The 13,086-nt window shown below is 67.2% G+C and carries 13 protein-coding genes and 1 pseudogene; 7 read left to right on the top strand and 7 right to left on the bottom strand.

Translation table 11 applies throughout. The features are described 5' to 3' along the window. On the top strand, positions 1 to 584 hold a 584-nt coding region (locus tag ABT115_RS02190), incomplete at its 5' end, for a phosphotransferase family protein (RefSeq protein WP_351782988.1). Positions 585 to 814: 230 nt separating this feature from the next. Here ABT115_RS02190 and ABT115_RS02185 read toward each other — a convergent pair. After that, positions 815 to 2,359 carry an FMN-binding glutamate synthase family protein gene (locus ABT115_RS02185; protein ID WP_351782985.1) on the bottom strand — a complete coding sequence of 515 codons (1,545 nt, stop codon included), beginning with the start codon at positions 2,357 to 2,359 and terminating at the stop codon, positions 815 to 817. 797 nt (positions 2,360 to 3,156) lie between these two features. Between ABT115_RS02185 and dnaK the strand changes: the two genes are divergently transcribed. The 4 genes from dnaK (at position 3,157) to ABT115_RS30845 (ending at position 6,988) form a co-directional block, all read left to right on the top strand. Further along, positions 3,157 to 5,028 carry a molecular chaperone DnaK gene (gene dnaK / locus ABT115_RS02180; RefSeq protein ID WP_351782982.1) on the top strand — a complete coding sequence of 624 codons (1,872 nt, stop codon included), beginning with the start codon at positions 3,157 to 3,159 and terminating at the stop codon, positions 5,026 to 5,028. After that, positions 5,025 to 5,642 (top strand): nucleotide exchange factor GrpE, encoded by a 618-nt coding sequence (gene grpE, locus ABT115_RS02175; RefSeq protein ID WP_351782979.1) that lies wholly within the window; start codon positions 5,025 to 5,027, stop codon positions 5,640 to 5,642. The genes dnaK and grpE overlap by 4 nt, the downstream gene beginning before the upstream one ends. A gap of 181 nt (positions 5,643 to 5,823) precedes the next feature. Further along, positions 5,824 to 6,699, top strand: a complete 876-nt coding sequence (locus ABT115_RS02170; protein ID WP_351783073.1) for a glycosyltransferase family 2 protein — start codon at positions 5,824 to 5,826, stop codon at positions 6,697 to 6,699. Positions 6,700 to 6,856: 157 nt separating this feature from the next. Further along, positions 6,857 to 6,988 (top strand): zinc finger domain-containing protein, encoded by a 132-nt coding sequence (locus ABT115_RS30845; RefSeq protein ID WP_502969004.1) that lies wholly within the window; start codon positions 6,857 to 6,859, stop codon positions 6,986 to 6,988. A 6-nt stretch (positions 6,989 to 6,994) separates the two neighbouring features. On the opposite strand, the gene ABT115_RS02165 is transcribed toward ABT115_RS30845, so the two are convergent. From ABT115_RS02165 to ABT115_RS02135, 6 genes and pseudogenes are all read right to left on the bottom strand, one after another. Continuing rightward, positions 6,995 to 7,456, bottom strand: a complete 462-nt coding sequence (locus ABT115_RS02165) for a VOC family protein (protein ID WP_351783071.1) — start codon at positions 7,454 to 7,456, stop codon at positions 6,995 to 6,997. Between the two features lie 348 nt (positions 7,457 to 7,804). Next, positions 7,805 to 7,987 (bottom strand): annotated as a pseudogene (locus ABT115_RS02155) (DinB family protein); the annotation flags it as partial. A 353-nt stretch (positions 7,988 to 8,340) separates the two neighbouring features. Next, positions 8,341 to 9,036, bottom strand: coding sequence for a flavin reductase family protein (locus tag ABT115_RS02150; RefSeq protein WP_351782976.1), 696 nt, complete (start codon positions 9,034 to 9,036; stop codon positions 8,341 to 8,343). Positions 9,037 to 9,286: 250 nt separating this feature from the next. Continuing rightward, a complete protein-coding gene (locus tag ABT115_RS02145) occupies positions 9,287 to 9,718 on the bottom strand; it encodes an RNA-guided endonuclease TnpB family protein (RefSeq protein ID WP_351782973.1) in 432 nt (143 codons plus the stop codon). Positions 9,719 to 9,743: 25 nt separating this feature from the next. Continuing rightward, positions 9,744 to 10,061, bottom strand: a complete 318-nt coding sequence (locus ABT115_RS02140; RefSeq protein WP_351782970.1) for a YciI family protein — start codon at positions 10,059 to 10,061, stop codon at positions 9,744 to 9,746. A gap of 263 nt (positions 10,062 to 10,324) precedes the next feature. Further along, positions 10,325 to 10,987, bottom strand: a complete 663-nt coding sequence (locus ABT115_RS02135) for a ScbR family autoregulator-binding transcription factor (protein ID WP_351782967.1) — start codon at positions 10,985 to 10,987, stop codon at positions 10,325 to 10,327. Between the two features lie 133 nt (positions 10,988 to 11,120). Here ABT115_RS02135 and ABT115_RS02130 point away from each other — a divergent pair, with 133 nt between their 5' ends. Together ABT115_RS02130 and ABT115_RS02125 are read left to right on the top strand one after the other, a co-directional pair. Then, the gene (locus ABT115_RS02130) at positions 11,121 to 12,134 is read left to right on the top strand and encodes a ScbA/BarX family gamma-butyrolactone biosynthesis protein (RefSeq protein ID WP_351782964.1); all 1,014 of its coding nucleotides are present in this window, start codon (positions 11,121 to 11,123) and stop codon (positions 12,132 to 12,134) included. Next, positions 12,131 to 13,072 carry an NAD-dependent epimerase/dehydratase family protein gene (locus ABT115_RS02125; protein WP_351782961.1) on the top strand — a complete coding sequence of 314 codons (942 nt, stop codon included), beginning with the start codon at positions 12,131 to 12,133 and terminating at the stop codon, positions 13,070 to 13,072. The genes ABT115_RS02130 and ABT115_RS02125 overlap by 4 nt, the downstream gene beginning before the upstream one ends. Positions 13,073 to 13,086 lie beyond the last annotated feature (14 nt).

The following is a 13,086-nucleotide window of genomic DNA, read 5'->3' as shown; positions in this document are numbered from 1 at the left end:
TTGTTTTCGTCGCCCCCCGGGGGGGGGGGGGGGGGGGCCCGGCCGCGCCCCCCCCCCCCCCCGCGCCCGTGCCCATCGGCCAACTCCTGCGCGAACTGGCCGCACCCCTGGCCGCCGTCCACCGCATCCAAGGCCCCCACGCTGGACGGCTCGCCGGAGCCCAGCACCACCGCACCTGGCGCGACTACCTTCACAACCGGCTCGACGCCTATGCCACCGCTTCCCCTGAACTCACCCACATTGCGGCTGCCCTCCACCAGGAAGTCGACGCCGAAGACATAGACATCGAACCCCGGCTGCTGCACCACGACCTCCAACCAGGACACCTCGTCCGCTCGCCCAACGGCTTGATGCTGCTGGACTGGGAACTCGCCGCCCTCGGAGACCCGCTGTCCGACCCCGCCCGGCTCACAGTCCGCCTCGACCACGCCGACCCCACCGACGCGCTCAGCCTTGTCTGCCACCAGCCACCCCCAGGGGCGGGCCGCCGAATTCGCCTGTACTGGCGCATCCACCAGCTCGCCGACGCAGCCCTCAGCACCGATCCGGTCGTATGGCACCGCGCTCGGGCTCGCCTGGCATGAGGGAAGCGACCCTGCTCACCCTGAACCACCTGCCGCAGCTAAGGACAATCCAGAAGACTCACTCTCTCGACCTGAGTGGAACAGAACCCGGCGTACAGCCCGACTCGTCTGCTGCTACCCTTCCGGCCCAGGTCAGAGGCGTTTTCCGCGCCGACGTGCACGGCCCAGGTCGCCCCCTCGCTGCAGCGGCCGACCGAACCCGGTCGTGACAAGCAGCCCCCGTCAGGGCATCAGACGGCTGGCTTCTGGAAGGAGGTCGGCTTGGTGGCGAGCAGTGCAGTGATCTCATCGGCGAGGTGCGGACCGAGTTCGCCCCAGCCGTCCTTGTAGCCGTAGACGCCGGCCAGGGTGCGGGCCTCGTAGTCGCCGTTCATGATCTCGATGTCGTTGGCTGTGATGAGTGCCGGGTGGGCGACGCCGACGGCTGCCGAGACCTTTATCAGCTCCTTGCGCAGGGTGCGCAGGTAGACAGCGGCCCGGGTGGCCTTCGAGGTCGGATCGAGGCCGCGCGCCAGCCACGGGTTCTGGGTGGCGACGCCGGTGGGGCACTTGTCGGTGTGGCACTTCAGCGACTGGATGCAGCCGATCGACAGCATCGCCTCACGGGCCACGTTGATCATATCGGCACCCAGTGCGAAGGCGACCGCGGCGTTCTCGGGCAGGCCGAGCTTGCCGGAGCCGATGAAGGTGAGATCGTCGGTCAGCCCCAGATCGGCGAAGGCGCCGTAGACCCGGGAGAAGCCCATCCGGAACGGCAGCGACATCGAGTCGGTGAAGATCAGCGGCGCCGCCCCGGTGCCGCCCTCGCCGCCGTCGATGGTCACGAAGTCGACACCACGGTCACCACGCGCCATCAGCGTGGCCAGCTCCTGCCAGAAGTCCATCTCCCCCACCGCGCTCTTGATCCCGACCGGCAGACCGGTCTCGGTCGCGAGCAGCTCGACGAAGTCGAGCATCGAGTCGACGTCGCTGAACGCGGTGTGCCGCGACGGGGAGGCGCAGTCCTTGCCGAGCGGGATGCCGCGGATCTCGGCGATCTCCGGGGTCACCTTCGCGCCCGGCAGCATCCCACCCAGCCCTGGCTTGGCGCCCTGGGAGAGCTTGATCTCTATCGCCTTGACCGGGGCGCCGGCGACCACATCCTTGAGCTTGTCAAGGTTGAAGCTGCCGTCCTCGTTGCGGCAGCCGAAGTACGACGTACCGATCTGAAGGACGAGGTCGCCGCCGTTGCGGTGGTACGGCGAGAGGCCGCCCTCGCCCGTGTTCTGCATCGTGCCCGCCAGCGCCGCCCCCTTGTTGAGCGCCGTGATTGCCGCGCCGGAGAGCGATCCGAAGCTCATCGCCGAGATGTTCACCACGCTCGCCGGTCGGAACGCCTTGGCGCGCCCGCGCGGCCCGCCCAGCACCTTGGCTGAGGGCAACGGGGCCTGCGGGTCCTGCACGTCGGGCAGCGCGTCGGCGAACGTGCGCTGCTTCAGGTATGTGTGCCCCTGCACGTGCTCGACGTCGACGTCGGTTCCGAACCCGAAGTAGTTGTTCTCCTCCTTCGCCGACGCATAGATCCAGGTGCGCTGGTCACGACTGAACGGGCGCTCCTCCTCGTTGGAGGTCACGACGTACTGCCGTAGCTCCGGCCCGATCGTCTCCAACAGGTAGCGTGCGTGCCCGATCACCGGGAAGTTCCGGAGCAGTGCGTGCTTCTTCTGGACGAGATCGCGGGCCGCCACCAGCGCCAATGCTGTTACGGCGGCCGCGCCGATGCTCCGGGCGCGCATGAATCTTCCTCTCCTCGATACTCGACCCCATCGCCATGCGGTGGACGTCGTCGTATCGTGTTGGGCCGTTGGGCGGCGGGCACGGCCAAGCGGGCGTCAGTGTCCGCCGAAGAATGCCAAATGTATTAGAGGCCGCAGACAGGCGTGTGGTCGGGGTCGGCGCTTCGGGCGTTCGTCGCAGCGGTGAGTTGTCCGAGTCGTAGCCGGCGTCCAGGCGCACAGTGATTGAACGGCCCGGCGGCGGCCGGGACAGCTTGGCGAATCGTCTGCCGCCCTGACTTTCCGCAGGTCAGGGCGGTATCTTTGCGTTGTAGACATTCTGGCTGGGGCGCATCGGGGGCGTACCGGCTCGGGACATGGCTGCTGCCACCCGCGCGTACTTTGACCACCGCGGGGAACAAATCCCCTACGAGAGGTCGGCGGAACCTTGTGGCCGCATGGGCCGACACGCTCGGTCTGCGCCATGCGGGGCAGGGCTGCGCCCTCCGCAGAGCCGCTCCTCGGAGGAGATCTCCGATGACCACCACGCTCGGTGTCACGTCTTCGGCGCCCGCACATCGTGACCATCTCCAGAGTCTTGCCGACCGCGTGGACCGCCCCGTCCGGCAGACCGAGATTCTGCGCCGTACACAGACACGCCGCACTGTGAACAGGACACCGGAGCAGCGGAGCCGGAACGCCACACGACCGCAGGACGGAGAGGTGAATCAGTAGACAGCGACCAAATCGATCAATAGCAGCTCGGTTCGCCCAGTTTGGTCTGTGACAGGAATTGAGTGCTGGGAATGGAGGCAGTGATGGCACGAGCAGTGGGCATTGACCTGGGAACGACGAACTCTGTGGTGTCTGTGCTCGAGGCCGGTGAGCCGGTGGTCATTCCGAACACCGAGGGTGCGCGGACCACACCGTCGGTGGTGGCGTTCGCCAAGACGGGCGAGGTGCTGGTCGGCGAGGTCGCCAAGCGGCAGGCCGTGACGAATGTCGAACGCACCGCGCGGTCGGTCAAGCGGCACATGGGGGACGCCCAGTGGCGTTTCCCCGAGTCGGGTGAGATCGACGGCAAGCGGTACACCGCGCAGGAGATCTCCGCGCGGGTGCTGCAGAAGCTGAAGCGCGACGCCGAGGCATACCTCGGGGAGGACGTGACGGACGCGGTGATCACTGTGCCGGCGTACTTCAACGACTCTCAGCGCACCGCGACCAAGGAGGCGGGGCAGATCGCGGGCCTGAAAGTGCTGCGGATCATCAACGAGCCGACGTCCGCGGCGCTGGCTTACGGCCTGGACAAGGAGAACGACCAGACGATCCTCGTCTTCGACCTCGGTGGCGGCACCTTCGACGTATCGCTGCTGGAGATCGGCGAGGGCCTGGTGGAGGTGAAGGCGACCAACGGCGACACACACCTCGGCGGTGACGACTGGGACCAGCAGGTCGTCGACTACCTGGTGAAGCAGTTCAAGAACGGCTACGGCGTGGACCTGTCCAAGGACAAGATGGCGGTGCAGCGTCTGCGCGAGGCCGCGGAGAAGGCAAAGATCGAGCTGTCGTCCGCGACCGAGACGACGATCAACCTGCCCTACATCTCGGCGTCGGCAGAAGGCCCGCTGCATCTGGACGAGAAGCTGACGCGTGCCCAGTTCGAGCAGCTCACGGCGGCTCTGCTGGAGCGCTGCAAGGGCCCGTTCCACAACGCGGTCAAGGACGCCGGGATCAAGGTGCCGGACATCGATCACGTGATCCTGGTGGGTGGATCGACGCGGATGCCGGCCGTCACCGAACTGGTGAGGGAGCTGACCGGCAAGGATCCGCACAAGGGTGTGAACCCGGACGAGGTCGTCGCCATCGGCGCCTCGCTCCAGGCCGGTGTCCTCAAGGGCGAGGTCAAGGACGTCCTGCTGCTCGACGTCACCCCGCTGTCCCTCGGCATCGAGACCAAGGGCGGCATCATGACGAAGCTCATCGAGCGCAACACCACGATCCCGACCAAGCGCTCCGAGGTCTTCACGACGGCCGAGGACAACCAGCCGTCCGTGCAGATCCAGGTCTACCAGGGCGAGCGCGAGATCGCGGCGTACAACAAGAAGCTCGGAATGTTCGAGCTGACCGGCCTGCCGCCGGCCCCGCGTGGCGTCCCGCAGATCGAGGTCGCGTTCGACATCGACGCGAACGGCATCATGCACGTCGCCGCCAAGGACCTCGGCACCGGCAAGGAGCAGAAGATGACCGTCACCGGCGGCTCCTCACTACCGAAGGGCGACATCGACCGCATGGTGCGCGAGGCCGAGCAGCACGCGGAGGAGGACAGGCAACGCAAGGAAGCCGCCGAAACCCGCAATCAGGCAGAGAGCCTCGTCTACCAGACCGAGAAGCTGCTGCAGGACAACGCCGACAAGATCCCCGGTGACGTGAAGACGGAGGTGGAGACCGCGCTCACCGAGCTGAAGGAGAAGCTCAAGGGCCAGGACACCGCCGAGATCCGTACCGCCACCGAGAAGGCAAGCGCGGCCGCGCAGCGGATCGGCTCGGCCCTGTACGCGCAGGCTCAGGCTCAGGGCGGAGCCGCTGAAGGTGGCACGGCTGGTAGCACCACCGGTGGCCGGGGCACCGGTGAGGAGGAGGTCGTCGATGCGGAGATCGTCGATGACGAGCAGCAGGGAGGCACCGGATGAGTAAAGAGCTGCCCCCCAAGGATCAGGGCGAGCGGGCCGTGGTGGTGCGCGACCGGCACAGAATCGACCCGATCACCCTCCAGGCCCGACGACGCCAGATTGCGAAAGGTCCGGTCCGGTCCGGTCCGGTCGGCGTCAGTGAGGCACGTTCGGAATCCAGTCGAGCCGATCGGGCGGAGGCCACGCGGCCGGGTGAGCGGATCGCGGAGCTGACCGAGGATCTGCAGCGGGTGAAGGCCGAGTACGACAACTACCGAAAGCGGGTGCGCCGCGACCGCCTGGCAATACGGGAGATCGCGGTGGTCAATGTCCTTACCGGCCTGCTTCCGGTCCTGGATGTCGTGGACGACGCCCGTCGGCAGGACGACGGCAACGGCGCGGTGGAGATCGTCTCCGACGTACTTCAGGAACGGCTGGCGGCGCTCGGGCTGCGGGCCGTCGGCGCAACGGGTGAGCCCTTCGACCCCGACATCCATGAGGCAATCACCTACCACGCCTCGGGCGCGGCCGATGAAGCCGTATGTACCGCGGTCCTGCGGCTCGGCTACCGGGTCGGCGACCACCTCCTGCGCCCGGCCCAGGTAGCGGTGGCAGGCCCCGCCCCTGCCGCATAGTCCTGCTTGAACAATTCCCAGGGCCGGGTCACCGGAGATCCGGCGGCGGCCGACTTGGCCGCCGCCCGGTGCCGGCCGCGCCGCACCAGGCAAGATACGCCGTGAGCACGTGTGTGACGTGCGACCGGCGGTCCGTGCGCGACTAGCATCGGCACCCTGCCGACCACTGGAGTTTGCCGCTATGTCGTTGCCGCGTATCGGAGTCGTCATCGTGACCATGGGCACTCGCCCGCGGGAGCTGGAGGCTCTGCTCGCTTCGGTGGAGAAGCAGGATGTCCCTGCGGCGTGGGTGGTGTTGGTGGGCAACGCGACGCCCCTCACCGAGATCGCGACGGACGCGACCAAGATCCCGCTGGAGGAGAATCTCGGCTGTCCCGGCGGCCGCAACGTCGGTCTGAAAATGCTGCGCGACTCGGACGAGGTCGATGTCGTTGTCGAGCTGGACGATGACGGCCTGCTCATCGCTGACGACGTGTTCCGCAAGGTCCAACAGCTTTACGCGGAGGATTCGAAGCTGGGGATCATTGGCTTCAGAGTCGCTGACGAACAGGGACATACGGAGCGACGCTGGGTGCCCCGGCTGCGTGCGGACGATCCGATGCGCGGCGGTCTGGTGACTGCCTTCCTCGGAGGGGGGCACGCCTTCTCGATGCCCATGCTCCGGCAGATCGACCTGTGGCCGGCGGAGTTCTTTTTCGGGCATGAAGAGTCCGATTTGGCATGGCGTGCGCTTGATGCTGGATGGAAGATCCTTTACGAACCCGACCTCGTACTCCAGCACCCGAAGACGTCGCCCGCTCGGCATGCGGTCTACTACCGGTTCACTGCCCGGAACCGGGTCTGGCTGGCCCGTCGCCGACTGCCGATCCCTCTGATCCCGGTCTATCTCGGCGTATGGATCGCCCTCGCGATGATGCGGATGCGATCCCTGACCGGACTGAAAGCCTGGTGGGGCGGTTTCATTGAGGGCGCGCGGAAGCCGTGTGGTCCGCGCAAACCGATGAAGTGGCGCACAGTGTGGCGAATGACCCGGTTGGGTCGCCCGCCAATCCTCTGAGGGCGTTCGCGGTTGGCAGCATCCTGTTGACCCGGAAGCGCCGACCGTCGGAGAGTTCTGCGAGAGACCCGAAGCCGAGCGCATTTCCAGGTCGCCGTTCGCAGAATGCCTCTCAAAATCCGCGTGTTGTGCGAGACGGTTCTGATGTACTGCCGGAGTGGATCTGACGTCCGATCAAGCCGCAAACACGGAAGAACGAATCGACTGTCCGAAGTGTGAAGCCATCGCCAGGAGTCCATGCCGAATCCGTGGCGGGAAGACCGCAGTGCTTCCGCGACGCGACAGCTGAGCTGCGTCAGTCCAGGCAGAACTCGTTGCCCTCGGGGTCGGTCATCACGATAAAGCCGGCGCTCATCGGGGGTTCGGGCTCGTGGCGACGTACCCGCTTCGCTCCCAGCGCGACGAGCCGGTCGCACTCGGCCTCCAGTGCCGCCATCCGCTCCTCTCCCTGCAGTCCGGGAGCCGCACGGACGTCGAGGTGGACGCGGTTCTTGGCGACCTTGTCCTCCGGCACCTGCTGGAAGAACACTCGTGGGCCGTGCCCGTCCGGGTCCTCGATGGCCGATTTCGAGTTGCGTTGGTCCTCCGGTACCCCGACCCGAGCGAGGAAGTCGTCCCACGCTGCCAGCGGGTCGGCGCCCTCGGGCAGGTCGACACCGGGCGGGCCGGGGTGGACGTAGTCCAGTACGTCGCGCCAGAAGGACGACAGCGCCCGCGGGTCATGGGCGTCGAAGGTGACCTGGATGCCGCGGCTCATCGGTTTGCTCCGTACGTAGCGGTATTTGCGTGCAGGTAGAGGTCGCGCAGCAGACAGACCTCGGACAGGTGACTCCTCCACCCCGTGGACGGGGTGGCTTCTCGCTATGCCTGGTTGGCGTTGCGACGGACCAGCCCGGCCCGTAGAACGTTGAGTGCCCCGACCTTGTCGGCATGCGCTTGGTGGCCGCAGCTGACGCAGTGGAACTTCTCCTGTGTGGGCCGGTTTGCAGTCCCGAGATCGGATTCCCACCCCGCCTGAAGGCGGGGATTCCCTCCGAAGAGAGGGATGGTGGATCAGCTCGCGGTGGATGTGCAGCACCAGATCGGCCATGGGCGCCTCGGGGAACGGTTCTTTCTTCCCGATCGGCCCCCGGAGCCCGGCCTCGCCGAGGCTGCGCACCCCGGCCAGCCAGACGTCGAGCTGGGTCTCGAGCTGGTCGAGCGCGGTGGCCGCGCTGCCTGCGTACTCCCAGCTCTCGTATAACGCCGCCGACGCGCCGAAGTGCGCCGCGTTGCGCGCGGCGAGCACGCCGACGATGACGTGATCGAGTCGCCAGGCGATCGTGGTGAAGGCCGCTGGGACCGGCTGCGGGAAGGCAAAGTCGATCGTGAAGTTCCCGGCACCGACCCCTGATGTTCCCAGTGAACCTCCCACTGCTCGCGCAGCGTCCGGTTCCAGTCGAGTTCGTTTGCGTCCATGGAGCCACCCTGACACCTCTGGCGGACAGGATCGGTCCGCTATCTCTGACAGGGTGGGCAACCTGGACGTGGCAAGCGGGAACGAGCGGGGCACGATGGAGCGACGTCGACTTCAGAAGCTGTTGTCCAACCCCCGCTGCGCGACCAGGACATGACCGCAGGCTTCGGCCAGGCCGCCTGAACTCAGTTGGGCACGCTGCCATCGAGCGCAGGCTCTGCAGCAGGCCTTTCCGAGCTGCGGGGTGTCTGGGTGCGATAGGAATGGCCGAGCTCCGGGCCGAGTCCGAAGTAGTGGCGGAAGTTGTAGATGAGAGGGCTCCAGGCGGCGGGGTCGATGTGGTCCGTGCCGGGAACCACAATGCGGGAGTCGGCGTGGACCTTGCGTACGACGGCCTCCACGATGACGAATCCTCCGGAGACGTCTGGCTGCACCCGTTCGGCGCGGGCCTCCAGCTGGATCGGGCACTCGGCGACGCGAGGCGGCCGGACCAGGTGGGACGGTTCGCTGGTCAGGCCGGCTGCGGCAAACTTCTCCGGCTCGAAGCGGCAGCCCTTGGGCTTGGTCGAGGGCACTGGGTTTCTGCCGGTCAGTGGCGCCAGCCGCTCCACCTCAGGCCACTGGGCGGGGGCCGGCAGACTGATCACCAAATCGGGTCGGCTGCCGAGGTTGTACGCGGTCTGCCCCGCGCGGCCCAGTCCGATGACAACCGTCTGTCCGAGGGCCCATGCGGAGGATATCGGGGCGAGGTTGAACGAGCCGTCCTGATTCTCTGTCGACAGGAGCACCACTGGCGTCCCGAAGTACAGGACGCTGGGCTCGATCTCCACGTGGGTGATGGCTGTTTCCGTAGGCAGGGTGCTGGGAGGTGCTGTGTTCATGGTGGGCACCGTAAGATCCGGTCGTTTCGGCAGGTGCCGAAGCGTCCTGGCCGACAATGCAACGCATGGGTACGCGGCTCGCGCACGAGACCAGCGGCGGGTCGTCTTCGATCAGACGGTCGGGTCGGGCATGATCTCCCGGACCTCTCGCGCACAGCGGCACGCGGCAGCGATCTTGGCAGCCCACTCCAGCGCGTCTCACGTGAGGGCACATCATTGACTTCCTCCCCCTCGAGAACGAGGGGGATACCTACGGCTTGCGCCGTGGGGGTTTCTGCTTCGTCGCCGACTGCCCGCCCGGAGAACTCCGTACACCAGCTCCACAGACTGTCACCGCCAGCCCGGCGGCCAGAAGGTTCTTCGCTGCGTTCACGTCCCGGTCGTGGGTCGTTCCGCAGCCGCACGTCCAGGTACGGACGTTCAGCGGCATCTTCTCGGCGAGGGTGCCGCAGGCGGAGCACAGCTTGGACGAGGGGAACCATCGGTCGACGGCGATCACCTCGCGCCCGTACCAGGCGGCCTTGTACTCCAGCATGGAGCGGAACTCGCTCCAGCTCGCGTCCGAGATGGCTCGGGCGAGCGTGTGGTTCTTGACCATGTTGCGCACGGTCAGGTCCTCGATCACGAGCGTTTGGAAGCGGTACTTGAACGCCCGCTTCACACAGCTCGTGGTCACGCTCACAAACTAGAGACGCTTCGATTTAAGGTCAAATCTGCGGGTCACAGCACGGCCTTTCACCCCGGAGGCGAAACTCCGCCCCTTGCCCCGCTCCACAGGAGTCCGCCTCCTCTCCGCCCTGAAGGGCGAAGTATCCACGGAGGAATCCGATCATTGAGAACCCGCCGAGCACGGCCTTGGTCTCCGGGTACGGGCCGTTGGTGACGGTCCCGTCGGTGGCTACGACGCTTGCCTGCTGCCTTTCCAGTCCACCACCGAAGACCCACACACCGGCGTCCTGAGCCTTACGCACCACCTCGAGCGAGGCCTCGGCCACCTTGGGCAACTCCTCCTCGGGGAAGGTCATCGTGCCGTCATCGAACGAGATCAGCTACCGCTTCATATATGGCTCCCTTGGCCGTTGGCCTCCTTCGGCCGCCTCTCACCCTACGGCGAACGCCTCCCTTCGAACCGACACTCTCCCCGGCTTCCGAAACAGGCCCTGCTCGGGGCCGGCAGCAGGGATGCGACTGGTGCGGGGACGGATGAGGCGGGTTTCTCGAGCCGTAGAAGCCTTGCTTCTCCGTCGCTGAACAGTTGTCGACCGTCGACTGAACGAGGCCTCGCCCGTCAGTCGCGTGCGCCCGCCTGGCCGGGTACCGATCCAAGGGTGCCGAACAGGCGCTCGCCCCGGTCCTCGGCCATGTCGAGCGTGGCCAGCACGGCCGGGGTCGAGATGCTGGGAAGTACGAAATGCAGAAGGACCGAAATCCGTCGCCCCAAGTCTTCTCGCTTGCACAGGGCTTGAGACATGACCTGAATGCCGGAGAAGGAGCCCGCCAGCATTTCGGCGGTCTCGCAGGGGTCGACGTGCGGCAGGAGTTCGCCCTGGTTCTTCGCGGCGGTCAGCAGCTGTTCGAGCCGGTCTATCCAGGCACGGAACGGGGTGCCCTGGTCGAGGCCTTCCACCGCCTGATCCATGGCCAGCCCGACGCTGGCGCGTACCAGTGGCTCATGCCGGAGCCGGTAGGCGAGCAGCATGCCCTGATCGACCAATTCCTGAAGCTTCGTCAGTTGAGGGGGAAGTGGATCACTCTCCAGCTGTACGTCCATCACCCCGAGTGCCAGGTCTTCCTTCGAGGTGAAATGGAAGTAAAGTGCCCCCTTTGTCACTCCGGCCCGCGCAAGAATTTCACTGATGGTGGCGCTGCTGTAGCCGCGTTCGTCGAAGACGGCGGCGGCCGCCACCAGGATTGACCGTCGAGTCTGGATCGCGCGCGCCTGCTGTGCCATCAGCTACGAGTCTCTCTCAGTCGTGACGTGGTCAGCGCCACTTGGGTATGGCTGGATAGGAAAACCGGACTGTCAGTATCTTACTGCGGGGGCGACCCGCCCTCCCGGCATGGATCCTCTGGGAGGAAAATTCATGGTCCAGCTCACCTCACACAGCGCATCGGTGACCGATGAGGACACTGGCGCCGCCGAATTCACCGGACCCCCCGGAGTGGACGAGAAGGCAACGAGGAGCAGACACGGGGAGGCGGACTTTCCGAGACTTCTGGTCCACCGGTCCGACGCCGAGGATGTCTTTCCCACCGGCTGGACCCCGCAGACCGACACCCAGTTCTCGGTATCGGCCCGTTGGCCGCGTGCGCACCGCTTCTTCGCCCCCGCGGGCCGATACCAGGACCCGCTGCTGATCGCGGAGACCATGCGGCAGACGACGATGCTCCTGGGGCATGCGGCGTTCGATGTCCCGCTCGGGGACCAGTTCGTGATGTGGGAACTCGCGTATGTCTCCGAGCCCGATCAGCTGCTCCTGGGCGAGGCGCCCTGGGACATCACGGTGGATGTGTCCTGCTCCCGGATCCGGCGGCGCGGCCGGAGCATCGGATCCATGCGTGTCGAGCTGCTCCTGCACCGCCTCGGCACCGTCCTGGCCAGAGGCGGAGGACGTATCAGCTGCACCTCGGCCAAGGTGTACGACAGGCTGCGGGGGGACAGGGTGATCGGCGCCCCGATACCCCTCCTGCCCGCCGTCGCGCCTGCCGAGGTGGGCAGGACCGATGAACGCGATGTCGTACTGGCGCCGGGTCCGCAGCGGGGCGTCTGGCAGCTGCGGCTCGACACCAGGCATCCGACGCTGTTCGCCAGGCCCAATGACCATGTGCCGGGCATTGTGCTGCTGGAGGCGGCCCGTCAGGCGGCCATCGCCGTCACCCCCGGACATGACTTCCTCCCGGCATCGGTGAAGACCGACTTCCTCCGGTACGTGGAACTCGACCGCCCCTGCTGGATCGAGGCCCGGCCCGTCCCGGCCGGCGATCGCACGACGACTCGGGTGCATGTCTCGGCGATCCAGGACGGTGAGCCGGCCTTCACCTGCGCCCTCGGCTCCCCGAGCAGTCGGCCGGACGACCGGCAGAATGACCAGTCATGACACTGCGCATCCTGATCACCGGCGCGACCGGCTTCATCGGCAGCCACGTGGTGGCCGCGGCCCGGGCCACCCCCGGACTCCGGCTGCGGCTGATGACTCACCGGACAGCCCTCACCACATCCGCAACGGCAGGCGCCGGGCCCGGCGTCGAGACGGTGTACGGGGATCTCGCCGACCCCGCAACGCTGCGCGGCAGCTGCGAGGGCGTCGACGCGGTGATCCACTGCGCCTCCCGGATCGGCGGCGACGAAACGACCCCCCGGTCCGTAAATGATCACGGAACCCGCGCCATGGTCGAAGAAGCGGCCCGTTGCGGGGTCACCCGGATCGTCCACCTGAGCACGGCATCCGTCTACGGCCGGGGCCCGTTCACCCGGCTGCGGCCCGGACAGGCCGAGCCGGACCCGGCCTCGGCCACCAGCCTGACCCGCGCCGCCGCCGAACAGCACGTACTGGCGGCCGGCGGCGTCGTCGTGCGCCCGCACATCGTGTACGGGGCCGGGGACCGATGGGCCGTGCCCGGACTGGTCGCGCTCGTCCGGCAGCTCTCGTCCGGACTGACCGGATGCGAGGCGCGGCACTCGATGATCGACGTACAGGCGCTGGGGCGGGCGCTGCTGGGTGCGGCACTGTCCCCACGGGAGCCGGTCGGGATCTATCACGTCAACCACCCCGAACCGGTGAGCTGTTCGCATCTGCTGTCCACGGTCGTCGACGAGTTGCGGCTGCCCTGGGGAGCCACCGGCATCGATGTGGACACGGCCCGCGAGCGGCTCGCCGGCGTCCCGTACGCGCTGCACCACCTCGGCATGCTCGCCGTGGACCACTGGTTCACCGACGAACGGGTCGGCCAGGACTTCGACTGGGAGCCGGGCGAAGGGTTCGCGACCGCGTTCGCCCGGCACGCGCCGTGGTACCGCCGACACCTCGGCGGCTGACGGCGCCGCGGCGC

It is taken from the genome of Streptomyces sp. NPDC001832 (assembly GCF_040297265.1).
Lineage (GTDB): Bacteria > Actinomycetota > Actinomycetes > Streptomycetales > Streptomycetaceae > Streptomyces.
Note: the sequence above shows the minus strand (reverse complement) of the source record. Positions and strands in the feature narration are given on the sequence as shown.